This is a genomic window from Pseudoxanthomonas sp. J31 (assembly GCF_000510725.1).
GTDB lineage: Bacteria > Pseudomonadota > Gammaproteobacteria > Xanthomonadales > Xanthomonadaceae > Pseudoxanthomonas.
In genome coordinates this window covers 49,761-72,722 of the sequence record NZ_AZNZ01000013.1, presented here as the reverse complement: position 1 = coordinate 72,722, position 22,962 = coordinate 49,761, and the positions used below count along the sequence as shown (strand labels likewise).

General features: G+C 71.5%; 17 protein-coding genes and 1 tRNA gene. 12 read left to right on the top strand and 6 right to left on the bottom strand.

The genetic code is table 11. From position 1 onward, the window contains the following. A partial coding sequence (locus PSEJ31_RS0113325; protein ID WP_028915734.1) for a sugar nucleotide-binding protein occupies positions 1 to 240 on the top strand: 240 nt, incomplete at its 5' end. Between the two features lie 198 nt (positions 241 to 438). Here PSEJ31_RS0113325 and PSEJ31_RS16355 read toward each other — a convergent pair. Next, a complete protein-coding gene (locus PSEJ31_RS16355; protein WP_051403753.1) occupies positions 439 to 1,092 on the bottom strand; it encodes a phosphatase PAP2 family protein in 654 nt (217 codons plus the stop codon). A gap of 258 nt (positions 1,093 to 1,350) precedes the next feature. Between PSEJ31_RS16355 and PSEJ31_RS0113315 the strand changes: the two genes are divergently transcribed. Both PSEJ31_RS0113315 and PSEJ31_RS0113310 read left to right on the top strand, forming a co-directional pair. Further along, positions 1,351 to 1,427, top strand: a tRNA-Arg gene (locus PSEJ31_RS0113315). Positions 1,428 to 1,534: 107 nt separating this feature from the next. Further along, entirely contained in the window at positions 1,535 to 1,870 is a 336-nt protein-coding gene (locus PSEJ31_RS0113310) for a hypothetical protein (RefSeq protein WP_026010659.1), read from the top strand. Between the two features lie 231 nt (positions 1,871 to 2,101). Here the strand turns inward: PSEJ31_RS0113310 and PSEJ31_RS0113305 are convergent, their stop codons facing one another. Further along, the gene (locus PSEJ31_RS0113305) at positions 2,102 to 3,157 is read right to left on the bottom strand and encodes a DNA topoisomerase IB (protein WP_028915733.1); all 1,056 of its coding nucleotides are present in this window, start codon (positions 3,155 to 3,157) and stop codon (positions 2,102 to 2,104) included. A gap of 134 nt (positions 3,158 to 3,291) precedes the next feature. On the opposite strand from PSEJ31_RS0113305, the gene PSEJ31_RS0113300 reads away from it, so the two are divergent. The 8 genes from PSEJ31_RS0113300 (at position 3,292) to PSEJ31_RS0113260 (ending at position 17,217) form a co-directional block, all read left to right on the top strand. Next, entirely contained in the window at positions 3,292 to 3,672 is a 381-nt protein-coding gene (locus PSEJ31_RS0113300; RefSeq protein ID WP_019399281.1) for an I78 family peptidase inhibitor, read from the top strand. A 211-nt stretch (positions 3,673 to 3,883) separates the two neighbouring features. Continuing rightward, positions 3,884 to 8,359 carry a glutamate synthase large subunit gene (gltB, locus tag PSEJ31_RS0113295; protein ID WP_028915732.1) on the top strand — a complete coding sequence of 1,492 codons (4,476 nt, stop codon included), beginning with the start codon at positions 3,884 to 3,886 and terminating at the stop codon, positions 8,357 to 8,359. Next, positions 8,359 to 9,858 carry an FAD-dependent oxidoreductase gene (locus PSEJ31_RS0113290; protein ID WP_028915731.1) on the top strand — a complete coding sequence of 500 codons (1,500 nt, stop codon included), beginning with the start codon at positions 8,359 to 8,361 and terminating at the stop codon, positions 9,856 to 9,858. The genes gltB and PSEJ31_RS0113290 overlap by 1 nt, the downstream gene beginning before the upstream one ends. 318 nt (positions 9,859 to 10,176) lie before the next feature. Next, entirely contained in the window at positions 10,177 to 11,355 is a 1,179-nt protein-coding gene (locus PSEJ31_RS0113285) for a benzoate/H(+) symporter BenE family transporter (RefSeq protein ID WP_028915730.1), read from the top strand. 503 nt (positions 11,356 to 11,858) lie between these two features. Further along, positions 11,859 to 14,162, top strand: a complete 2,304-nt coding sequence (locus PSEJ31_RS0113280; protein WP_028915729.1) for a TonB-dependent receptor — start codon at positions 11,859 to 11,861, stop codon at positions 14,160 to 14,162. Between the two features lie 17 nt (positions 14,163 to 14,179). Continuing rightward, entirely contained in the window at positions 14,180 to 15,427 is a 1,248-nt protein-coding gene (locus tag PSEJ31_RS0113275; protein ID WP_028915728.1) for a dipeptidase, read from the top strand. Positions 15,428 to 15,568: 141 nt separating this feature from the next. After that, positions 15,569 to 16,450 (top strand): methylglyoxal synthase, encoded by an 882-nt coding sequence (locus PSEJ31_RS0113265; RefSeq protein WP_019399287.1) that lies wholly within the window; start codon positions 15,569 to 15,571, stop codon positions 16,448 to 16,450. Continuing rightward, positions 16,450 to 17,217 carry an NRDE family protein gene (locus PSEJ31_RS0113260; protein WP_028915727.1) on the top strand — a complete coding sequence of 256 codons (768 nt, stop codon included), beginning with the start codon at positions 16,450 to 16,452 and terminating at the stop codon, positions 17,215 to 17,217. Before PSEJ31_RS0113265 ends, PSEJ31_RS0113260 begins: the two co-directional genes overlap by 1 nt. A gap of 198 nt (positions 17,218 to 17,415) precedes the next feature. Here the strand turns inward: PSEJ31_RS0113260 and bphP are convergent, their stop codons facing one another. Together bphP and PSEJ31_RS0113250 are read right to left on the bottom strand one after the other, a co-directional pair. Continuing rightward, a complete protein-coding gene (gene bphP, locus PSEJ31_RS0113255) occupies positions 17,416 to 19,308 on the bottom strand; it encodes a bacteriophytochrome BphP (protein WP_028915726.1) in 1,893 nt (630 codons plus the stop codon). After that, positions 19,305 to 19,946, bottom strand: a complete 642-nt coding sequence (locus PSEJ31_RS0113250) for a biliverdin-producing heme oxygenase (protein WP_028915725.1) — start codon at positions 19,944 to 19,946, stop codon at positions 19,305 to 19,307. The genes bphP and PSEJ31_RS0113250 overlap by 4 nt, the downstream gene beginning before the upstream one ends. A gap of 139 nt (positions 19,947 to 20,085) precedes the next feature. On the opposite strand from PSEJ31_RS0113250, the gene PSEJ31_RS0113245 reads away from it, so the two are divergent. Further along, positions 20,086 to 20,571 carry a PepSY domain-containing protein gene (locus tag PSEJ31_RS0113245; RefSeq protein ID WP_037035195.1) on the top strand — a complete coding sequence of 162 codons (486 nt, stop codon included), beginning with the start codon at positions 20,086 to 20,088 and terminating at the stop codon, positions 20,569 to 20,571. A gap of 36 nt (positions 20,572 to 20,607) precedes the next feature. Here the strand turns inward: PSEJ31_RS0113245 and PSEJ31_RS0113240 are convergent, their stop codons facing one another. Together PSEJ31_RS0113240 and PSEJ31_RS0113235 are read right to left on the bottom strand one after the other, a co-directional pair. After that, the gene (locus PSEJ31_RS0113240; protein ID WP_028915724.1) at positions 20,608 to 21,837 is read right to left on the bottom strand and encodes a tetracycline resistance MFS efflux pump; all 1,230 of its coding nucleotides are present in this window, start codon (positions 21,835 to 21,837) and stop codon (positions 20,608 to 20,610) included. Between the two features lie 106 nt (positions 21,838 to 21,943). Next, positions 21,944 to 22,885 (bottom strand): D-hexose-6-phosphate mutarotase, encoded by a 942-nt coding sequence (locus tag PSEJ31_RS0113235; RefSeq protein ID WP_232207930.1) that lies wholly within the window; start codon positions 22,883 to 22,885, stop codon positions 21,944 to 21,946. Between the last annotated feature and the right edge of the window lie 77 nt (positions 22,886 to 22,962).

Sequence of the window (22,962 nt, the reverse complement as noted above, 5' to 3'; positions counted from 1 at the left end):
ACCAGCTGGCATGGCTTTGCCGAGGCGATCTTCGCCGAAGCGGTGGAAGCGGGCCTGCTGCCGCGCGCGCCGCGGGTGCAGGCGATCACCACCGCCGAGTTCCCGACCCCGGCGCGGCGCCCGGCCTACTCGTGCCTGGATACCACCGCGCTGCGGCGCGACTTCGCGGTGGCGCTGCCGCACTGGCGCGACGCGCTGCGCCCGGTGATCGCCGAATTGGCTGGATCCGGACTCGCCTAACAAGAAGGGCGCCTGATCGGCGCCCCAGATGCATTGCACGACTTAACGCGATGCCTTCATTTGTTTTGGCGAAGCGGCGGAATAGCAGATCCCCAGTGCTACCACCCCGAAACACGCGCCACACAGCACGCCGGCAACGAACATCAGCATGTTGTATCCCCCTGGGTGTTCTTGCGGACCTCCCCGCGGGGCCTATCCTCACATGTGTAGGCCGCGTGAAGTAGTGGTAACGGTCACAAGTCGCCACTTCTTTCGGCTATAGGGACGCTCGGTGCCGGCGAGGGTGGTGCCGATTTTTTTGAACCAATTCTCACTTGAGAATGCGACCACGCGGTCCGGGGGCAGCACGATCGAGACGCCGATAGCGAGGACGACCGCGGGCAGGAAGGTGCCGTGCAGGCTCCGCCGCCACATGGCCCGCAGGCCCAGGGCGGCGCCCAGGCCGCCAAGCAGCAGGCCGGCGATGACCTCGGAGACGGGGTGCGCGCCCAGGGGGATGCGCGAGTAGCCGATCAGTCCGGCGAAGGCAGTGCCGGCGAGCGCGGCGGTGGCGCGCCAGCCGGGACTGTCCTGGGGCGCCAGCAGCATCAGCACCACCGGCCACACTGCCAGTGACAGGGCGGTGTGGCCGCTGAAGCAGGTCAGGTCCCAGGCGCGGACGCCGGTGCCCCAGCCATAGAAGGCGATCTTGCTGGCGGCGACCAGCAGGCAGACGCCGGCGACCGCGGCCCACCAGCGCAGCACGGCGCGGGTCGCGCTGCGGTCGCGCAGGACCACGGCCGCGCCGGCCAGCAGGACCAGCGGGACCAGGTAGATGGCGCTGCCGGGGGCGACCAGCCATTGCCACTTCATTCGGCGCCTCCTTGCCGGGATTCCTGTCGATGCCACTTGCTTATGTGCACCTGCAGCATCGCATGCGCGACGGGGCATCCGGTAGGCGTTCGCGGGCGCCTGTTCACCTGCACGTTGGCGGACGGGCGCGTGCCGTCTCCAGCGGCGGACGGATTCCGTTACAATGCGCGACCGCGCCTTGGCCCGTCGGCCTGGAGCGCGGTCCGGTGGCTCGGCCATCGGGGATGAAGGCGGCCATGGCCGCCGGTTCCGCACAACGCGCCTGTAGCTCAGCCGGATAGAGTAGTGGCTTCCGAAGCCATTGGTCGGGGGTTCGAATCCCTCCAGGCGCGCCAGATCCGAGCCCTCGCCCTTGCGGCGGGGGCTTTTGCTTTTGGGGCCTTCATCGGGCGGCGACGCCCGGAGCGACAGGCTGGTTCCGGTTTTCCTGGAGATCCGGACCATGCGCCTTGCCTTCCTTGCCCTGCCCGCCTGCCTTGTCCTGGCCGGCTGTGCGTCTTCGCCCCTGGCCCAGCATGTGGAGCCGATCGACGGGGTGGTATCGGGGCAGTGCCACGTGGACATGGTCCGCGGCGCGGTGGGCCTGGCGGCTTCGGCGACCACGGTGGAGCGGGCGCGCATCGACAGCGACAGCACCGAGGTGGTGCTGGTGCGGGGCCAGGGCGATCGCGCGGGCAGCGCGACCCTGCCGGAGCCCGGCACCGGGGGCGCGGGTGGGCCGCGGCTGGTGGTGGAGACCGGGGACAACAACGCCATTACGGCGTTGCGGTGTGGTTGAGCGGTAGCTGCGGGCCTGTTTGGAAGCCACCGGGCCCCGGCTTTCGCGGGATGACGGGGGCGGGAGCTTGGCGTGGCGGGCTTGCGCGCCTCCGGATGCGGCCTGCGGCTTTATCCGGGCCAGGGCTTGCGCCGGGAGGGGATGGCTTGGCGGTTTGGTGCCCGATGCGGCACGCAGCCCTTATCCGGGCTGCGGGATGACGGGGACGGTCCGGCCAGGGGCCCTTCCGGGCTACGCGGTGGCGCGGCGGGTGCGGCGGAGGAAGACCAGGGCGGCCTGTTCCCACTGGCGGTCGCCGCGGCAACGGCTGCAGTGGCGTTGCAGGCTGCCGTCGCGCCAGCCGTCGAACACGCGCGGGTCGATGTAGGCCTTGCGGCAGACGGCGGGGGTGTTGCCAAGCAGGCTGGCCACTTCGCGTATCACCTGCACCTGCAGGGCATTGCACTCGCGCTCGCTGGCGGCGGCCTCGAGCGCGGCCAGCGCGCGCATCGCGGCCACGGTGCCGCCCCAGGTCCGGAAATCCTTGGCGGTGAACGCCTCGCCCATCACCTCGCGCAGGTAGTCGTTGACCTGGTTGGACTGCACCGGCTGCACGTTGCCGTCGTCGTCGCGGTACTGGAACAGACACTGGCCCGGCAGTTCGCGGCAGCGGCGTACCAGCCGGGCCAGGCGGCGGTCGTCGACGACCGCTTCCTGCGGCTGGCCGGCCTTGCCGCGGAACGAGATGTGGGCGCGGCCGCCGGCCAGGAAGCGGATGTGGTGGTTGCGCAGGGTGGTCAGGCCGTAGGAGCGGTTCTGCTGGCGGTAGGCCTCGTTGCCGACGCGCAGCAGGGTGTGGTCCATCAGCGCGACCACCATCGCCAGTACCTTCTCGCGCGGGTAGCCGGGCAGGGCCAGGTCGCGGCGGATGCGCCGGCGCAGCGCCGGCAGGGCCTTGCCGAAGGCGAGGATGCGCTCGAACTTGCCCTGGCCGCGATGCAACGCCCACTCCGGGTGGTAGCGGTACTGCTTGCGGCCGCGGGCGTCGCGGCCGGTGGCCTGCAGGTGGCCACGCGGGTCGGCGCAGATCCATACGTCGGCCCAGGCTGGCGGGATGGCCAGGGCGCGGATCCGCGCCAGGGTCGCGCGGTCCCGCACCACCTTGCCGCCGGCGTCGCGGTAGCAGAAGCCGCGGCCCTGCCTGCGGCGGCGGATGCCCGGGTCGGTGTCGGAGACGTAGACCAGGCCGGCGCGGTCGGCATCGCGCCTGGCGGCTTCCGGATCGGCGGCGGCGACGGGGGTGGCCAGGGGAGCTTCCGCGGGTTGGGGGAGCGCCAGTCTCGGCGGGCGGCCGCATCCGGCGCGTCAACATGCAACGGTTAACGCTTCGCGAATGCGCGCCCCTTAACCTGTGCCGTCGAATTCCAACCCGGAGACTGCCCATGCGCTTCCGTCCCCGCCTCGTGCTTCCGCTGGTCCTGCTGGGCCTGGCCGCCTGCGCCGGCAACAACGGCACCCTGAGCGACGATGAGGAGCAGCAGCAGGCGCTGCTTGCCGCGCGCAAGGCGCTGGAGTCGGCCGCCGACACCGGGCCGGCCGCCACCGAGCCGCCGCCGCCGCCCAGTTGCGATGCCGCGCCGGTGCAGGGCCTGGTCGGCGAGACCGCCAGCGATGAACTGGTCGAGCAGGCGCGTACCGATGCCGGTGCCGATTCGGTGCGCGTGCTCAAGCCGGGCCAGGCGGTGACGCTGGAGTTCAACGGCGCGCGCCTGAACGTGGAAGTGGACGAGGCCAACCAGATCGTGTCCCTGCGCTGCGGCTGAATACGCCGCTGCGCGCGGCGCACGGACGACGGTTGCAATTGCATGTATTTTCCGTGCGCCGCGGCACCTTGCGGCACCGCAACAACTGTGCTTAATTCGGGTATTCCGGCGGCAAACGGGTAGCGCACGTTTCTACTGAAACGGTGTGCGGTGCCGCCCTCGCCAGCGTTCGGGAAAACGCACCCGGATGCCCGCTTTACTCGAGGCACAGATGGCCCTTCGCAACCGCCACGGGCACCAGCAACCGCACGGGCTCTACGATCCTTCCTCCGAGCGCGACGCATGCGGCTTCGGCATGATCGCCCAGCTCGACGACCAGCCCTCGCGCGCGCTCGTCGACACCGCGATCGCCGCGCTCTCGCGCATGACCCATCGCGGCGGCGTGGCCGCCGACGGCCTCACCGGCGATGGCTGCGGCCTGCTGATCCGGCGCCCGGACACCTTCCTGCGCACCCTGGCGCGGGAAGCCGGCATCGCCCTGGACGACGCCGCGCGCTTCGCCTCCGGACTGGTGTTCCTGCCGGATGAGCAGGCGCTGGCGCAGCGCTGTCGCGAAACCCTGGAGCATGAGCTCCGACGCGCCGGCCTCAGCATCCTCGGCTGGCGGACTGTACCCACAGACACGCGTGTCTGTGGGGAACTGGCAAGGCAAACGTTGCCTCTCATCGAACAGATCTACGTCCAGGCCGGCGAAGGGCAGGACGAGGAAAGCTTCAACCTGGCGCTGTTCCTTGCGCGCCGCCGCAGCGAGCAGCAGCTCGCCGACATCGCCGACTACTACGTGGTGACCCTCGCGGCCCACGCCATCGGCTACAAGGGCATGGTCCTGCCGGACAAGCTCTCCGGCTTCTACCTGGACCTGCAGCGCCCCGAACTGGCCTCCAGCGCCATCGTCTTCCACCAGCGCTTCTCCACCAACACCCTGCCGCGCTGGCCGCTCGCCCACCCGTTCCGCATGCTCGCCCACAACGGCGAGATCAACACCATCGAGGGCAACCGCCGCTGGGCGCAGGCCCGCGGCAAGGTGTGGAAGACCCCACGCTTCGACATCGCCGAGCTGGAGCCGATCGTGTCCATGCACGGCTCGGACTCGCAGAGCCTGGACAACATGCTCGAGCTGCTGGTCAACGGCGGCATGGAGCTGATCCAGGCGCTGCGCATCCTGGTGCCGCCGGCGACCCAGTCGCTGGAGTTCAAGGATCCGGACCTGGCCGCGTTCTACGAGTTCTACGCGCTCAACACCGAGCCGTGGGACGGCCCGGCCGGCATCGTGTCCATGGACGCGCGCTACGCCTGCTGCACCCTGGACCGCAACGGCCTGCGTCCCTCGCGCTGGATGCTGACCTCCGACCGCCACTTCATCGTCGCTTCCGAGGCCGGCGTGTGGGAGGTGCCGACCGAGCGCATCGTGCGCAAGGGCAAGCTTGGCCCGGGCGAGATGATCGCCATCGACCTGCGCCGCGGCGACCTGCTCGACAGCGAGTCGGTGGACCGCATCAACCGCACCCGCGCCCCGTACAAGCAGTGGCTGCACCAGGGCGTGACCTGGCTGCAGACCGAGCTGATCGACCCGTCGCTGGCCGAGGAGCCGTTCGACGAGAAGACCCTGCGCAGCTACCACAAGCTGTTCCAGCTCACCACCGAGGAGGTGGAGCTGGTGCTGCGGCCGATGGCCGAGACCGAGCAGGAGGCCACCGGCTCGATGGGCGACGACACGCCCATGGCGGTGCTCAGCCAGCGCAGCCGGCCGCTGTACGACTACTTCCGCCAGGCGTTCGCGCAGGTGACCAACCCGCCGATCGACCCGCTGCGGGAAGACTGCGTGATGTCGCTGTACACCCAGCTGGGCAAGGAGACCAACATCTTCCATGCCGGCCCGGAGACGGTGAACCACGTCATCCTCAACTCGCCGGTGCTGAGCCAGCGCAAGCTGCGCGAGCTGCTGAAGATGCCGCAGTACGCGGACAAGAACCGGCTGATCGACCTGTCCTATGCGCCGGAGGAAGGGCTCAAGGCGGGCATCGAGCGCATCTGCCGCGAGGCCGAGCAGGCCGCGCGCGATGGCATCGTCCTGCTGCTGCTGTCCGACCGCTACCCGGTGCCGGAGCGGCCGATGGTCCACGCCCTGCTGGCCACCGGCGCGGTCCACCACCACCTGTGCAACGTCGGCCTGCGCTGCGACGTCAACCTCATCATCGAGACCGGCACCGCGCGCGACGCGCACCACATGGCCTGCCTGCTGGGCTACGGCGCCACCGCGGTGTACCCGTACCTGTCCTACCAGACCCTGTTCGACATGGGCCGGCGCGGCATCCTGCAGCTGAAGAAGGGCGAGGTCGCGCAGATCGGCCGCAGCTACCGCAAGGGCCTGTACAAGGGCCTGAGCAAGATCATCTCGAAGATGGGCATCAGCACCATCGCCAGCTACCGCGGCGCGCAGCTGTTCGAGATCGTCGGCCTGGAGAAGGAAGTGGTCGACCTGTGCTTCGGCGGCACGCCCTCGCGGGTGGGCGGCGCCGGGTTCGCGCGGCTGGACGCGGACGCCCGCGCCCTGCAGGCGGCGGCCTGGAACGAGCTGAAGAAGCCGGAGGTCGGTGGCCTGATCAAGTACGTCCACGGCGGCGAGTACCACATGTACAACCCGGACGTGGTCATGAGCCTGCAGAAGGCCACGCGGACCGGGCGCGCCGAGGACTGGAAGGCCTATACCGAGGCGGTGCACTCGCGCCCGCCGTCGGCGCTGCGCGACCTGCTGGAGCTCAAGCCGGCCGACGCCCCGGTGCCGCTGGAGGAAGTCGCCCCGGCCTCGGACCTGCTGCGCCGCTTCGACACCGCCGCCATCTCGCTGGGCGCGCTGTCGCCGGAGGCGCACGAGGCCCTGGCCATCGCCATGAACCGCCTCGGCGGCCGCTCCAACTCCGGCGAGGGCGGCGAGGACCCGGCCCGCTACGGCACCGAGAAGCGTTCCAAGATCAAGCAGGTGGCGTCCGGCCGCTTCGGCGTGACCCCGGAGTACCTGGTCAACGCCGAGGTGCTGCAGATCAAGATCGCCCAGGGCGCCAAGCCCGGCGAGGGCGGCCAGCTGCCGGGGCACAAGGTCAACGAGCTGATCGCGCGGCTGCGCTACGCACGCCCCGGCATCGGCCTGATCAGCCCGCCGCCGCACCATGACATCTACTCCATCGAGGACCTGGCCCAGCTGATCTACGACCTCAAGCAGGTCAATCCGCAGGCGCTGGTCTCTGTGAAGCTGGTCAGCCACGCCGGCGTGGGCACGATCGCCGCCGGCGTGGTCAAGGCCGGCGCCGACCTGATCACCGTGTCCGGCCACGACGGCGGCACCGGTGCCAGCCCGGTCAGCTCGATCCGCTACGCGGGCGGGCCGTGGGAGCTGGGCGTGGCCGAGTCGCACCAGGCGCTGGTGGCCAACGACCTGCGCGACCGCGCCATCCTGCAGACCGACGGCGGCCTGAAGACCGGCCTGGACGTGGTCAAGGCCGCGCTGCTGGGCGCCGACAGCTTCGGCTTCGGCACCGCGCCGATGATCGTGCTGGGCTGCAAGTACCTGCGCATCTGCCACCTCAACAACTGCGCCACTGGCGTGGCCACCCAGGACGAGCGCCTGCGCATGGACCACTTCACCGGCCTGCCGGAGCGGGTGGAGAACTTCTTCCGCCTGCTGGCCGAGGAAGTGCGTGGCTGGCTGTCCTACCTGGGCGCGCGCTCGCTGGACGAGATCGTGGGCCGCACCGACCTGCTGCGGCAGATCGAGGCCGCGCCGCGCGAGGGCGTCAGGCTGGACCTGTCCAGGCTGCTGGTGCCCAGCCCGCGCGACGAGGATCGCTGCGCCGCCGCGCGCCTGTACGAGTCGCCGGACAGCCTCGCCACCCAGCTGGACGTGCAGCTGGCCGACGTGATCCGCGACAGGAAGGGCGGCGACCACCGCTTCCTGATCCACAACACCGACCGCAGCATCGGCGCGCGCCTGTCCGGCACGATCGCCCGCCTGCACGGCAACCACGGCATGGAGGACGCGCCGCTCACCCTGCACTTCCGCGGCACCTCGGGCCAGAGCTTCGGTGCGTTCAACGCCGGCGGCCTGCACATGGAGCTGGAGGGCGAGGCCAACGACTACGTCGGCAAGGGCATGGCCGGCGGCCGCCTGGTGATCCGCCCGCCGCGCGGTGCGCGGTTCGAGGCGCGCAGCACCCCGATCATCGGCAACACCTGCCTGTACGGCGCCACCGGCGGCGAGCTGTTCGCGGCCGGCCGCGCCGGCGAGCGCTTCGCCGTGCGCAACTCCGGCGCGCTGGCGGTGGTGGAAGGCGCCGGCGACCATTGCTGCGAGTACATGACTGGCGGCTGCGTGCTGGTGCTGGGCCGGGTGGGCCTGAACTTCGGCGCCGGCTTCACCGGTGGCCTGGCCTACGTGCTGGACCAGGACCGCGACTTCGTGGACCGCTACAACCACGAGCTGATCGACATCCATCGCATCAGCCCGGAGGGCTTCGAGAGCTACCGCCAGCACCTGCACCGGCTGATCACCCGCCACCGCGAGCTGACCGGCAGCATCTGGGCCCAGCAGATCCTGGACGAGTTCCGCGACTACGTGGGCAAGTTCTGGCTGGTCAAGCCCAAGGCCGCGAGCATCGAATCGCTGGCCGACAGCCTGCGGAGGGCCGCGTAATGAGTCGCAAGCAAGTCTTCCAGTTCCTGGAAATGCCGCGCGAGATGCCGCGGCGCATCCCGGTGGAACTGCGTACCGCCGGCGACTGGGGCGAGCTGTACGGCCGCTTCGGCGCGCAGGAGGCCAGCCACCAGTCCGGCCGCTGCCTGGACTGCGGCAACCCGTACTGCAGCTGGAAGTGCCCGGTGCACAACGCCATCCCGCAGTGGCTGCAGCTGGTGCAGGAGAACCGCATCCGCGAGGCCGCCGAGCTGTGCCACAGCACCAACCCGCTGCCGGAGGTGTGCGGCCGGGTGTGCCCGCAGGACCGTCTTTGCGAGGGTAGCTGCACGCTCAACGACGGCTTCGGCGCGGTGACCATCGGTGCGGTGGAGAAGTACATCGTCGACACCGCCTTCGAGCAGGGCTGGCGCCCGGACCTGTCGGCGGTGGAGCCGACCGGCCATCGCGTGGCGGTGGTCGGCGCCGGCCCGGCCGGCATCGCCTGCGCCGACCGCCTGGCGCGGGTTGGCATCCAGGCCGTGGTCTACGACCGCTACGAGCAGATCGGCGGCCTGCTGCAGTTCGGCATCCCCACCTTCAAGCTGGACAAGGCGGTGATTGCGCGCCGGCGCGAGGTGCTGGAGGGCATGGGCATCCAGTTCCGGCTGGGCGTGGAGGTCGGCCGCGACGTCACCCTGGAGCAGCTGCTGGAGGAGTACGACGCCGTGTTCCTCGGCACCGGCGCCTACCGCTACACCGATGGCGGCCTGCCGGGCCAGGACGCCGAGGGCGTGCTGCCGGCGCTGCCGTTCCTGGTGCAGAACGGGCGCATCGTCACCGGCGCCGATCCGGCCACGGCGCAGAGCCGGCCGATCGCCGGCTGGGAAGACCACATCAAGCTGCCTGACCTGGCCGGCCGCCGCGTGCTGGTGCTGGGCGGCGGCGACACCGGCATGGACTGCGTGCGCAGCGCGATCCGCCTGGGCGCGGCGCGCGTCACCTGCGCCTACCGCCGCGACGAGGCCTCCATGCCCGGCTCGGCACGCGAGGTGGCCAACGCCCGCGAGGAAGGCGTGCGCTTCCTGTTCAACCGCCAGCCGCTGGCGATCGAGACCGACGAGCTCAACCGGGTCACCGGCGTGCGCGTGGTCGAGACGAAGCTGGGCGAGCCGGATGCGCGCGGCCGCCGCGTGGCGGTGCCGATCGAGGGCAGCGAGTCGGTGATCGAGGCCGATGTGGTGATCATCGCCTTCGGCTTCTCGCCGACCGTGCCCGAGTGGATGACGAAGCTCGGCATCGAGGGCACCTCCAATGGCCGCATCCTCGCCGGCGGCGGCGAGCGCCTGCCGTACCAGACCTCGCATCCGCGCGTGTTTGCCGGCGGCGACGCCGTGCGCGGTGCCGACCTGGTCGTGACCGCCGTGGCCGAAGGCCGCGACGCGGCGGCGAGCATCGCCGAACTGCTGGGTGCCCAGCCGCCGGTGCGCACGCCGCAGTACGCCGAAGCGGTGGCCTGAGCGACAAGCCCCTCCCCCACCGGGGAGGGGTTGGGCAGAGGGCCGGGGGCCCTGCCAAACCCGCATCTCCCGTCGCCCGTCGCCCGGATGAGGCCGAAGGCCGCATCCGGGGTGGCGCGCCAGCTACGCTTGTCTCCTTTGCGCCGGCGCAATCCATGGTGGCGGATCCAGGGTGACCAACCTACCCGGTTACTCAGGGTCTAGTGGGCCGGTGAAAAGGTTGGGGCGCAATCCGCATTCGTGCCCCCGCCCCGCGGTCGGAAAGACTGTTGCATCCTTCCCGTCACGCAGGCGCCGCCGTTGCACCACAATCCCCGTATGCCAGCCGAATCCCTTCCAGCGCGCCTGTGGCGCGACCAGTCCGTATCCGCCATTGCCGCCGGCTTCGTGACCGTGCTGGTGGGCTTTGCCAGTTCCGCGGCCATCGTGTTCCAGGCGGCGCAGGCGCTGGGCGCCACGCCGGGGCAGACCGCTTCGTGGATGTGGGCGCTGGGGCTGGGCATGGGCGCGACCTGCATCGGCCTGTCACTGCGCTGGAAGATGCCGGTGGTCACCGCCTGGTCCACGCCTGGCGCGGCGGTGCTGGTCACCAGCGCGGCCGGCGTGCCGATGGCCGAGGCGATCGGCGGCTTCCTGCTGTCGGCCCTGCTGATCACGGCCGCAGGTTTTTCCGGCGTGTTCGAGCGGCTGCTGGGACGGATCCCGCTGTCGCTGGCCTCGGGCATGCTCGCCGGCGTGCTGCTGCGCTTCTGCGTGGATGCGTTCGGCGCGATCCAGGCGCAACCGCTGCTGGTGCTCACCATGCTGGTGGCGTGGCTGGCCTCGCGGCGGCTGTGGCCGCGCTACGCCATCATCCTCACCCTGGCCGCGGGCACCGCGGTGGCGGCATTGACCGCGCAGCTGGACGTGGGCCAGCTGCGGCTGGAACTGGCACGTCCGGAATGGACCACGCCACGGCTGAGCCTGGCCGCGGTGCTGGGCGTGGCCCTGCCGCTGTTCGTGGTGACCATGGCTTCGCAGAACGTGCCGGGCGTGGCGGTGATCCGGGCCTCGGGCTATCCGGTGCCGGTATCGCCGGCGGTCGGATGGACCGGCGTGGCGACGCTGCTGCTGGCGCCGTTCGGGGCGTTCGCGCTGAACCTGGCGGCGATCACCGCGGCCATCTGCATGGGTCCGGAAGCGCACGCCGATCCGGCGCGGCGGTACATGGCGGCGGTGTGGGCCGGGATCTTCTACCTGCTGGTGGGGCTGTTCGGGGCCACCGTGGCGGGGCTGTTCGCCGCGTTCCCGCAGGCACTGGTGCTGGCGATCGCCGGCATCGCCCTGATCGGCACCCTGGGCAACAGCCTGGCCACCGCGCTGCAGGAGGCGGACGAGCGCGAGGCGGCGCTGGTGACCTTCCTGGTCACCGCCTCGGGGCTGTCGCTGCTGGGCGTGGGCGCGGCGTTCTGGGGACTGGTGGCGGGGGTCATCGTGCGGGTGGTGCTGCGGCCCTGACGTACGCGCCTCCCACCCGGGGCGAAGGAGAGCGCGGAGCGGGGGCTGGGGAGGCGGCCGCCCGCAATGTTCTGGATGCGACGCGATCTGTTCCCGTGTCGGTCTCCGACCCTCTCCCCTGCCCCCTCTCCCGCAGGGAGAGGGGAACCCGGGTGCGCTTCGCTTACCCGGGCTACATGGGCAGGCGAGGCGGCCTGGGTCCATGCCAGCACCTGGCCGCCACCGCTGCCCGCGCTCCGTGCGCTGACCCGCGCCCAAGTGGAGCGGCGTCGACGGCGCGGGCGCCAGTAGCCTGCAGGCGCGCGCCTCACCCCCACAGGGAGAGGGGTGTTGCTTCCCTCGGTGGCAGTGGGCCGACAGCACTCCGTGTCATTTCCTCTTGGCAAATCGCCATCAGGAATCGCGGTCATGGGCGTGGACTGGCTTTGTGACGCGCTTCTAGAGTCGTTCCCGTCATAAGCCGAACGCCCGCAGCGGGCCGGCACCCCCAACGAGAACCGATCATGAAGCAGCCCGTTCCCACGGCCGCCGCGCGCCGTCGTCTTGTCCTCGGCCTGGCCATCAGCCATGTCCTCGCCCTTCCCGCGCTGGCCGAGCCACAGGCCACGACCCTCGACAAGGTCGTCGTCAGCGGCGCGCGCGTGGCCGAGGCGGACATCGCCATCGGCACCGACCAGGTGCGCAACACCATCGCCATCGACCACGAGGCCCTGCTGTCGGCGCCGGCCGGCATCTCCGGCCTGAAGATGCTGGAGTCGCTGCCGGGCTTCAACGTGCAGGCCAACGACGCGCTGGGCCTTTACGAGTTCGGCAATTCGGTGTTCGTGCGCGCGTTCGGCTTCCGCCAGATCGGCTTCGTGCTCGACGGCATCCCCCTGGGCCGCAGCGACCAGTTCGGCGGCAGCCCGGTGTTCCGCTACGTGGACAACGAGAACACCTGGCGGGTGACCGCCTCGCAGGGCGCCGGCGACGTGGCCTTGCCCAGCTACGCCTCGCTCGGCCCGGTCGTGCAGTACCAGAGCCTGGCGCCGGCGGCGGAGTTTGGCGTGCAGCTGTCGCAGACCTTCGGCGCCGACGACCTCAACCGCAGCTTCATCAAGCTCGACAGCGGCCAGCACGGCGGCTTCTCCGGCTACATCAGCCGCTCCAAGATCGACAGCAGGCTGTGGCGCGGGCCGGGCACCATCGACCGCGAGCACCTGGAGGCCAGGGCCCGCTACCAGTGGGCCAACGGCAGCACGCTGGACCTGAAGGTGGTGCACAACGACTTCTTCGACTACGACACCCCGTCGATCAGCAAGGCCCAGTACCACGGCAGCGCCGGCGACCTGTTCGGCCGCAGCGGCCGCCACTTCGGCTACCTGGGCTACGTGCCCGACCTGCCGGCGACCGTTCCCGGTGTCGCCTACAGCCACACCGCGCACAACCAGTACTACCGCCAGGCGATCAACCAGCGCACCGACACCCTGTACGGGCTTGGCGGCGTGTTCGTGGCCGGTCCGGACGTGGAACTGCGCGCCACCGCCTACTACGAGGACAAGGACGGCTATGGCGTCTCGCCGGAGGCCTACGCGACCTCGCTGTCCAGCCACAACGCACAGCGCCTGCTGGTCCCCGGCCTGCACGCGCCGCTGGGACTGCAGTATGGGCTGTCCACGGTCGGTGGCACCCGCGAGGGCCTGGTGGCGGCGGCGACCTGGGTGGTGGGCGCGCATACCCTGGACGTGGGCGCCTGGCGCGAGCGCGACGAGTACCACCGCACCCAGGCACGCTACAACCAGGCCGGCGGCAACCCCGCCGGGCGGCCGCTGCTGGACCAACCGGTGCACCTTCAGCGCGACTTCTGGTCCACCCGCCGCAGCACCCAGCTGCACCTGAAGGACACCTGGCACCTGCTGGACGAGCGCCTGGCGATCGAGCTGGGCGCCAAGGCCCTGGACCTGGACTACCAGATCGCCGGCGCGCGCAACCCCGGCGATTACATCGCCGGCCGCCGCCCGGTGATCCGCGACAACTGGAAGGACGGCTTCCTGCCGCAGGCCGGCGTGGTCTGGTCGTTCGGGCGCGAGCAGCTGTTCGCCTCCTGGTCGCAGACCCTCGCCCTGCCGCAGGGCGCGGACGACATCTATTCCCAGGCCAGTCCGGCCGCGCCGGGCCCGGAGGCGGAGACCGCCGAGAACCTGGAACTGGGCCTGCGCAGCAACCGCGCCACCTTCAACGGCGTGGTCGCGCTGTACTCCTCGCGCTTCGACAACCGCCTGCAGTCCTACGCCTCGCCGGTGCCCGGCAGCGGCACCACCGAGACCTTCTTCCAGAACGTGGGCGAGGTCGAGGCCTACGGCGTGGAAGCCAGCGGCGTGTGGAAGCCGCGCGTACTGGGCGACCGGGTGGCGTTCAATGGCAACCTCAGCTGGAACCGGGCCGAGTTCAAGGACGACTTCTCCACCTTCGCCATCGCCGGCAACCGCGTGCCGGACAGCCCACAGTGGCTGTCGCAGGCCGGCATCACCTGGGAGGCCGGGCGCTGGGGCGTGCTCAACCTTTCCGGGCGCTACGTGGGCGAGCGCTACAGCAACTACACCAACACCGAGAAGGTCGGCGGCTACGCGGTGTGGAACGCCTACCTGGACCTGGGCGGGGAGGCGTTCGGCCAGGACCTGCTGCGCAACGCGCGGCTGCGGATCAACGTCGACAACCTGTTCGACCGCGATTACCTTGGCACGATCAACCCGGTGGTCAGTGGCCCGGCCACCTACCGGCCGGGGCCCGACCGTACCTGGCAGGTCACCTTGAGCGTGGACCTGTAAAGCCGAGAGGAACGAACTTGCGCAAGACCGCTGTCCCCGCCCTGCTCGCCCTGGCGCTTGCCGCCGCACTTCCCGCCCACGCCGCCAAGCCGGCCGCCTCGCCCGCACGGGCACTGCACGACCGCATGCTGGTGCTCGATACCCACCTGGACACCCCGCTCAACCTCGGGCGGCCGGGCTGGAGCATCGTCGACGACCATCGCGACGAAGGCCCGTTCTCGCAGGTGGATTACCCGCGCATGGTCGAGGGCGGCCTCGACGGCGGCTTCTGGGTGATCTACACCGGCCAGGGCGACCGCAGCCCGGAGAGCAACCGCCGCACCCGCGACGAGGCCCTGGGTCGGCTGCTGCAGATCCGCGAGATGGTGGCGCGGCACCCGGACAAGTTCGAGCTGGCGCTGACCGCCGACGATGCGCGCCGGATCAAGGCCGCCGGCAAGAAGGTGGTGTTCATCTCGATGGAGAACGCCTCGCCGCTGGCCGCCGATCCCAGCCTGCTGTCGTTCTTCCATGCCCAGGGCCTGCGCATGCTGGGCATCACCCATATCGGCAACAACGAGTTCGGCGACTCCTCCAACCCGCGCGAGGGCGAAGGCGCCGAGTGGGGCGGGCTGAGCCCGGCGGGCAAGGCGCTGGTGGCCGAGGCCAACCGCCTGGGCATCGTGCTCGACCAGTCACACTCCTCCGACGCGGTGTTCGACGACCTGATCGCGCTGTCCAAGGTGCCGTTCGTGCTCTCGCACAGCTCGGCCGACGCGGTGCACGACAACCCGCGCAACATCGACGACGAGCGCCTGCGCAGGCTGGCCGCGCACGGCGGGGTGATCCAGGTCAACGCGCTGGGCGCCTACCTGGTCGATACCCCGGTGATCCCGGAGCGCCAGGCCGCACTGCGCGCGCTGTACGAGGAAGCCGAGGCCAAGGGCGGCCGCAGCCCCGAGGTGCTGCGCGAACTGGCGCGCAAGCGCGAGGAGATCGACCGCCGCTACCCGGTGGCCGAGGCCACCTTCGAGGATTACATGCGCCACCTGCTGCACATCCTCGAGGTCGCCGGCCCGGACCATGTGGGCATCGGCGCCGACTGGGATGGCGGCGGCGGGGTGGCGGGCCTGTCCGACATCTCCCAGATCCCGCGCATCACCGAGCGGCTGCTGCAGGCCGGCTATACCGAGCAGCAGGTCGCCAACATCTGGGGCGGCAACATCCTGCGCGTGCTGGAGCAGGCGCAGGCGTACGCGGCGAAGGTGGCCGCCTCATCGAAGTGACCCGGCCCCCTCCCAGGGGACAGGCCCCTCCCCCTCCGGGGGGAGGGGTCGGGGACCGGCAGCGAGGCGGACACGCGCGCCAACTGATTCCGCTCCGACCCCGGCTAGACTTGCGGCATCCACCACCGGGGAGTGCCGCCTATGCGCATGGGTCTTGCCGCCAACCGCCTGCACCACGCCACCGAGGACGCCGCGCTGTTCCGCTGGCTGCGCGCCAGCGGCCAGGGCATCCGCGAGCTGGGGCTGGAACTGCACGCCGTCGGCCGCACCCATGACGCCATCGTCGCCGCCGGCATGCTGGCCGGCTACGCAGGCCTCAAGCGCTATCCCTACGGCCGCGACGGCGGGCTGATGAAGCTGGTGGCCGAGGTCGTGGGCATGGAGGGCGATGCGCGCACCCTGGACGGGGCGATCTACCTGATCGACCCGGTCGATCCGTCCTCGGTGTTCCCCGAGGCGATCGCGCTCAAGCGCCAGTGCGTGATCCACGGCAAGCCCTTCATCTCCACCGTGGCCAGCGCGCGCGACTGGATCGAGGTCGAGCGCATCCATGCCGGGCTGGCGCCGGATCCGGGCGCCGACCACTTCCACGCCTTCGAGTCGCAGACCCTGGCGCTGATCGCGCACGACGCGATGAAGCCGCAGATGCTGGCCTTCGCCGCCGAGAACTACGACGTGCTGTCGCGTTTCCGCCGCCGCGTGGCCACCGGCACCACCGGCCAGCGCCTCAACGAGATGGCCTGGAGCCGCGGCTGGCCGCAGGACACGCCCTGGGTGCACCGCTTCCTCAGCGGCCCGATGGGTGGCGACGCCCAGATCGCCGACCTGGTGCTGGAGCGCCGCTGCCAGCGCGCGGTGTTCTTCGAGGACCCGCACGTGGCGCGCCAGCATGAGGCCGACATCCAGCTGCTGGAGCGCGCGGTGACCACGGTCACCGACGAGGCGGTGTGCATCACCTCGCCGGCGGTGGCGGCGCGCTGGATCGCCGCGGTACGCAAGCGGCAGGCGCTGAGGCCGGCCTGATGTGCGTCGTCGCCTTCGCCTGGGACGCGCATCCGCGCTGGCGGCTGGTGCTGGCCGGCAACCGCGACGAGTTCCATGCACGCCCGACCGCGGCGCTGGCGCGTTGGGAGGATGCGCCGGGCATCGTTGCCGGGCGCGACCTCGAGGCTGGAGGTACCTGGCTGGGCGTGGACGATGCCGGACGCTGCGCGCTGGTGACCAACGTGCGCGACCTGCGCGCGCCGCAGGACGGGCTTTCGCGCGGCCTGCTGGCCAGCGACTGGCTGCGCGGCAGCCAGGATGCCGATGGCGCCTCGCGCGACCTGCTCCCGTGCGCTGGTACCTATCGCCCCTTCAACCTGCTGCTGGCCGATCGCCGACACTGCACGTGGACCAGCAACCGGCCGGCGCCGCGGCGCGCCGTGGTCGGGCCCGGCGTGCACACGCTTTCCAATGCGGCACTGGATTCGACCTGGCCGAAGGCCATGGCACTCGGTTCGCGCCTGCAGGCATGGCTGGATGCCGGCGGCGATGGCGGCAACCTCGCGCCCCTGTTCGACGCGCTGGCCGACGACCGTATCCATCCGGACGAAGCGCTGCCGGACACCGGCATCGGCCTGGAGCGCGAGCGCTGGCTGTCGGCCGCCTTCATCCGCGGCGCCGAATACGGCACCCGCGCCAGCACCGTGGTGTTGCTGGCGCGCGACGGCGGCGGCCTGATCGTCGAACGGCGCTGGGGGCCGATGGGTGCAGCGCTGGGCGAGACGCGGATGGAGCTGGCTTCGTAGCCCAGCCAAGGCCGGAGGCGCATCGCGCCCCTGCGCGGTTGAAATGCGACGAACGTCCGGGCCGTCGCCATGGCCTGCGCCGTTGCGGCGCGACGCTCTGGCTTGCGTAACCCGGACAAGGCCGGAGGCGCATCCGTGGTGTGGTGGACGCCCGCACCCGGGAAGACGTCGGCAGCCTGGCCCTCTCCCCTTCCCTGCTTACAGGTCGCCGGCGGGGCGCAGCTGCAGCAGCCAGTGCGCGCCGGTTTCGGGCAGGGGTTCGAACTCGAAGATCCATGGCGTGCGGCGGCCGTCCTCGCCGCACAGGGGCAGCAGTTCGCGCAGCGGTTCGCCCCTGGCCAGGCGGCCTTCCAGGTCGCTTTCGGCGATCGCGGCGGCCAGCGCCGGGTCGAGTTCGCGCAGGTCCAGGCCCAGCGCGGCCGAGGCCACGGTGCCGCTGGCGCGGGCGAAGGCCGGGTTGACGAACACCAGGCGGCTGCGCGGCGGTTCGCCGGTGCGTTCGATGATGGCCACGCCGTGGCGCATGCGCGCCAGGGTCGCCTCCAGCAGCACCAGGTCCTGGCGGTCGCGCTTGCGCTCCATCAGCTCGATCAGCACGCGCAGGCTGCGCGCCGAGTCCAGGTGCAGCGGCGACCAGGCGCGCGAGCGGCCACGCACGGTGTCCTGCCACAGCTCGAAGCTCTTGCGCGGCGACAGCCGGCCGGGGATGTCCTCCAGCTTGGCCAGCTGCGGGTTGCCGGCCCAGTTCACCGTGCGCACCTGCTCGCGCCGGGTCCACAGCAGGGCGCTGCGCGCCTGTGGTTGAAGCGGCACGTAGATGAAGCCGGCGGCATCGGGCGCCAGGTCGCCCAGTTCGGGGAACAGGGCGCCGATCTCGGACACGTGCAGGATGCCGGAGTGGTCGGTCTCGCGGCGCACCCCGGGGCTGGTCTCCAGCGCGGCGCGGATGCGGCGCAGGCCGGCCTCGTCCGGGGTGTGGCCCAGGCGGCTGAGCTGCTCGCCATGGAACACCGCCACGCCGTCGGCGTCGACCACGTCCAGCAGGTCGCCGGCCAGGTCGGTGAGCAGTTCCGGGGTGAAGCCCTCGGCCTCGGAGAAGGCGGTGATCAGCTTCTCGCGCACGGTCAGCAGCGACAGCTCCACCTCCGCGCGCGCGATCGCCTCCAGGCTGCCCACGCGCGCGGCCAGGGCCTGGCTCACCGCCTCGCAGGCCTCACGCACGGTCTGGTCGACGAAGCGCGGCTGGTAGTGGTGGCAGGCGACCAGGCCCCACAGGCGGTCGTTGACCACCAGCGAGGTGACCAGGGTCGCGGCCACGCCCATGTTCGAAAGGTATTCGCAGTGCACCGGCGAGACGCTGCGCAGGGCGGCGTCGCTAAGGTCCAGCGGCTGGCCGTCGCGCGGGTCCAGCGCCGGCTCCACCGGCACCGGGGTGTAGCCCACGTCCACGATCTGGCGGATGCGGGTACGCAGGTACAGCGCGCGCGCCTGCGCGGGGATGTCGCTGGCCGGGTAGTGCAGGCCCAGGTAGCTCTCCAGGCCGGGACGGCGCACCTCGGCGATCACGTCGCCGTGCCATTCCTCGTCGAAGCGGTAGACCATCACCCGGTCGTAGCCGGCCAGCGCGCGGATTTCGGCGGCGGCGTGGCGCGCGGCCTCGGCGATGTCCGGGGCGCGGTCGATCTCGCGCTGCGCGCGCAGGGCATCGCCCAGCGCCAGGGACTGCGCGCCCTGGGCCGGTTCCAGTTCCAGCAGCCAGCGCTGCGGGTACAGGTGCCAGGCGGCGGTCCAACGCGACAGGCCGGTGCGCACCACGGTGCACGGCGCATGCGCCAGGTGCACCGCCTGCTCCACCGGGCGCAGCGCCGCGGCCTGCGCCGGCGCCAGCTGCAGCAGTTCTTCCCAGCGCTGGCCCTGCACCTGGCCCTGGCCGCCGAGCAGCTCGGCGGCGGCATTGGCGCTGGCCTGCAGCACGCGGCCGTCGGCCGGGTCGACCACCAGCAGGATGCCGTGCGGCTGGATCGAACCGGGGATGTGGATCGGCTCGCGCGCGCAGGCGTCGAGGTCCGGCGCTTCGGGGGCAAGGCTCATGCGGGAACGGTTCCTGCGTCGTCGTGGACGACGCTGTTGCGGGCCAGCTGGCCATGGAAGTGGGTGAACATCGCCTGCGCGCCGGCGACGGCACGGGCGCGGCGGCCGGCATCGGGCAGCGCCTGTTCCAAGGCCGCGCGGAACGCCGGCCAGCCGGGGCCTTCGGCGGATTCGAAGTGGCGCACCGCGGCGCCCACCCCGGGCAGATGCGCGCGCAGGTGGCGGGCGATCAGTTGCCCGCCCAGGGCCGAGCCCTCGACCACGTAGAGCATGCCCCAGGCCTCGGCCTCGCAGGCCGCGACCGGTCCCGGCACCTGCCCGGTATCGGGACGCACCCCCAGTGCCATCAGGTCGTAGCGCAGGCCCTCGGCACGCGGACGCCAGGGCCAGTCCAGCGCCTGCAGGCGCGCGGCATTGGCCTGTTCCCAGCCGGCGTGGATGCGCAGCAGCGCCTGCAGCACCTCGGCCACGATGCCCTCGTCGACCGCCGGCGACATCAACGCCGCCATCAGCGGCACCGACTCGACCTGCGCGTGCAGGCCGGCGGTGGCAGCCTGCAGGGTGCGCCACGCGGCGTCCTCGCGCGGCCGGCCGGGCGCGGCGCCGGGGCCGTCGGAAAGCGGGGTGGTTCCATCCATGGGGTGCAGCCTAGCAAAAGCAGCGCGGGCCACGACGCGTTCACCGCGCTGAACGCCGGCGGCGCCAGAACCGTGCCGTTCACCCGCCACTGAGCCGCGGCGCGGCAGGGTGCAGCCACACCCGAAGCAGGAGACTGCGATGAAGCGTACCGCCCGCCTTTACTTCCCCGCGATGGTCGCCCTGGCGCTGGCGCTGCCGGCCACCGCCCAGCAGACCGACCAGGCCAAGCCGGCCAATGCACCGGGCGCCGAGCGCCAGCAGGCCGCCAGCCAGGCCCTGACCGAGGTCCAGGTACGCGCGCTGCTGGCCAGCGCCGGCTACACCCGGATCAACGACGTGGAGTTCGACGACGGCATGTGGGAAGCCGACGCCACCAGCGCCGACGGCAAGCGGGTCGACGTGCGGGTGGACGCCGAGGGCCGCATCCATGCCGATGACCAGGTGTCCAGCCTCAGCGCCGAGGACGTGAAGGCGCGCCTGGCCGCCGCCGGCTACTCGAAGATCCACGACGTGGACTTCGACGACGGCATCTGGAAGGCGGAGGGTGAGCGCAAGGACGGGCAGAAGGTCGAGCTGCGCGTCGACCCGAAGGATGGCCGCATCCTCAACGTCGAGAACGACTGATCCACCGGCGTGGCCACCTTCGGGTGGCCGCGCCGCTTATTCCGCAGGCGGGCGCGCGTAACGCCAGCCGACCGCGAACGCCGCGCCCAGCAGCAGCGCCGCCAGCAGCCACGGCGCGCCCGGCAGGTGCGCCGGTGCGCGCTCGCCGATGAACAGCGCGAACACGCTGGTGAACAGGACCGGGCCGACGATGCCGGCCAGGCTCACCAGGCTCATCAGCGCGCCCTGGATGCGGCCTTGGGCTTCCGGCCCGACCTGGCGGGTGATCAGCGCCTGCGTGGCCGGCGAGGCCAGCGCCCACAGTGCGCTGACCGGCAGCGCCAGCAGGAACAGCCAGGGCGTGCCGGCAAAGCCGTAGATCGCGAAACCGGTCACGCCACAGCCCAGGCCCAGCAGCAGCGTGGTGCGCTCGCCCAGGCCGCGCACCACGCGCCCGACCAGCAGGGCGTTGACGATGATGCTCATCACGCCCACGCCGGCCAGCACCCAGCCCACTTCGCGCGGGCCCCAGGCGAAACGGTACTCGGCGAACAGCACGAACACGCTGGGATAGACGTAGTGCGCCAGGTTGGCCAGCAGCACCACCGCGGCCAGGCCGAACACCTGCGGGTAGCTGCGCAGCAGCACCATCGCCCCGAACGGGTTGGCATGGGCCAGGTCGAAGCGCGCCGTGCGCCGTTCCGGCGGCAGCGATTCGGGCAGCACGAACACGCCGTAGAGGAAGTTCAGCAGCGCCAGCCCGGCGGCGAACCAGAACGGCAGGCGCAGGTCGATCCCGCCCAGCCAGCCGCCGATCATCGGCCCGACCACGAAGCCCAGGCCGAAGGCGGCGCCAATCATGCCGTAGCTCCTGGCCCTGCGCTCGGGCGGGGTCACGTCGGCAATGTAGGCGTTGGCGGTGGTGAAGCTGGCCGAGGCCACGCCGGAGATGATGCGCGCCACCAGCAGCATGCCCAGCGAGGTGGACAGGGCCATGACCACGAAGTCCAGGCCCAGGCCCAGGCACGAGACCAGGATCACCGGACGCCGGCCGTAGCGGTCCGACAACGCGCCCTGCACCGGGGTGGACAGGAACTGCACCGCGGCAAACACCATGCCGAAGATGCCGACCCAGTGCGCCGCGGCCGCAAGGTCGCCACCGGTGAACTCCTGCACCAGGTGCGGCAGCACCGGGATGATCACGCCGAACGACAGCACGTCGATCAGCACGGTGACGAAGATGAAGACCAGCGCGGCCGTGCGCCGGTGGGAAGCGATTGGACTCACGCGGGGTGGCCGGCTGGAGACAGGCGCGCATTATCGGGCAGACGCCGCGCGGGCGCGCGGCGATGGGTGCCGACAACCACGCAGGCACGCACGCGGCCGGCCCCGGTCAAAGCGGCTGCACGGCGATGGTCTGCACCAGCGCGTGCGCCTGCCCGGGCGCCAGAGCGACCAGGTCCGGTCCGGCATTGGCCGCCTCCACGCACAGGAACTGGCGCCAGTGCGGGCCGACGTCGGCCATCTTCGCCGCCGCCTGCGCGCCGGGATTCCACACCACCGCGCTGCGACCGCCCTCCACCTGCAGTTCGATCGCGCGGCCCAGGCCCGGATCGACCAGGCGGTAGCGGCCGCCGGCGGCGGGATAGGTGCGGTCGCTGCGGCCGGGGTCGCGCGGATCGGCCAGGATCCAGTCGCCGTGCTGGGCGTGGGCGCGGTAGCCGTCGTTCTTGTCCAGGTAGGTGCGCCCGTCCAGGCCCTCGACCCGTACCTGCTCCACGTCGGCGACGCGGAAGTAGTTGTGCAGCGCCTCGGTGAAGACCACCGGCGCGCTGCCGGCGTTGGTGGTCAGCAGCGCCTGGCGCAGGTGGCGGCCGACGTGGACCTCGGTGCGCAGGCGCAGGTCAAGGCCCTGCAGCGCCGGCGGCTCCAGCACCACGGTGATGCCATCGTCCGCCGCGCGTGCCGCCACCAGGCGCCACGGCAGGGTGCGCACGAAGCCATGCGAGGGCACGTCGTTGCCCTGGCCCTGGCGGCCGAAGAACGGCCAGCACACCGGGGTGCCACCGCGGATCGGCGTGGGCAGCTCCGCGCGCAGCGGCGACAGCCAGAACACGTCCTGGCCGCCGCGCGGCACGTACGACAGCACCTGGCCGCCGAACAGCGCGATCGCCGCGCTGGCGTGCGGGGTTTCCACCAGCACCGCGTCCAGGCCCTCGAACCGGCCCAGGCGTACGCCAGGTACATCGATGGCCGTGTCGCTGGCGGTAGTGGCGGGCGACTGCTGCCAGGCGGCGAAGTCGGGAGGCATGCCGAAGACGGTGGGACTGGTCACGGTGGTAGCGGTCGCTGTGGGAGGGGCGGGCGCCGCGTCCGGCAACGGCGCACGCGCCTCCGGCCCGCTGCAGGCGG

Coding starts and splice junctions, on each gene's coding strand:
- PSEJ31_RS0113250 (WP_028915725.1), bottom strand. CDS start 19,946: ATGGATGGAACCACCCCGCTTTCCGACGGCCCCGGCGCCGCGCCCGGC.
- PSEJ31_RS0113300 (WP_019399281.1), top strand. CDS start 3,292: ATGCGCTTCCGTCCCCGCCTCGTGCTTCCGCTGGTCCTGCTGGGCCTG.
- PSEJ31_RS0113245 (WP_037035195.1), top strand. CDS start 20,086: ATGAAGCGTACCGCCCGCCTTTACTTCCCCGCGATGGTCGCCCTGGCG.
- PSEJ31_RS0113310 (WP_026010659.1), top strand. CDS start 1,535: ATGCGCCTTGCCTTCCTTGCCCTGCCCGCCTGCCTTGTCCTGGCCGGC.
- bphP (WP_028915726.1), bottom strand. CDS start 19,308: ATGAGCCTTGCCCCCGAAGCGCCGGACCTCGACGCCTGCGCGCGCGAG.
- PSEJ31_RS0113260 (WP_028915727.1), top strand. CDS start 16,450: ATGTGCGTCGTCGCCTTCGCCTGGGACGCGCATCCGCGCTGGCGGCTG.
- PSEJ31_RS0113290 (WP_028915731.1), top strand. CDS start 8,359: ATGAGTCGCAAGCAAGTCTTCCAGTTCCTGGAAATGCCGCGCGAGATG.
- gltB (WP_028915732.1), top strand. CDS start 3,884: ATGGCCCTTCGCAACCGCCACGGGCACCAGCAACCGCACGGGCTCTAC.
- PSEJ31_RS0113265 (WP_019399287.1), top strand. CDS start 15,569: ATGCGCATGGGTCTTGCCGCCAACCGCCTGCACCACGCCACCGAGGAC.
- PSEJ31_RS0113285 (WP_028915730.1), top strand. CDS start 10,177: ATGCCAGCCGAATCCCTTCCAGCGCGCCTGTGGCGCGACCAGTCCGTA.
- PSEJ31_RS16355 (WP_051403753.1), bottom strand. CDS start 1,092: ATGAAGTGGCAATGGCTGGTCGCCCCCGGCAGCGCCATCTACCTGGTC.
- PSEJ31_RS0113280 (WP_028915729.1), top strand. CDS start 11,859: ATGAAGCAGCCCGTTCCCACGGCCGCCGCGCGCCGTCGTCTTGTCCTC.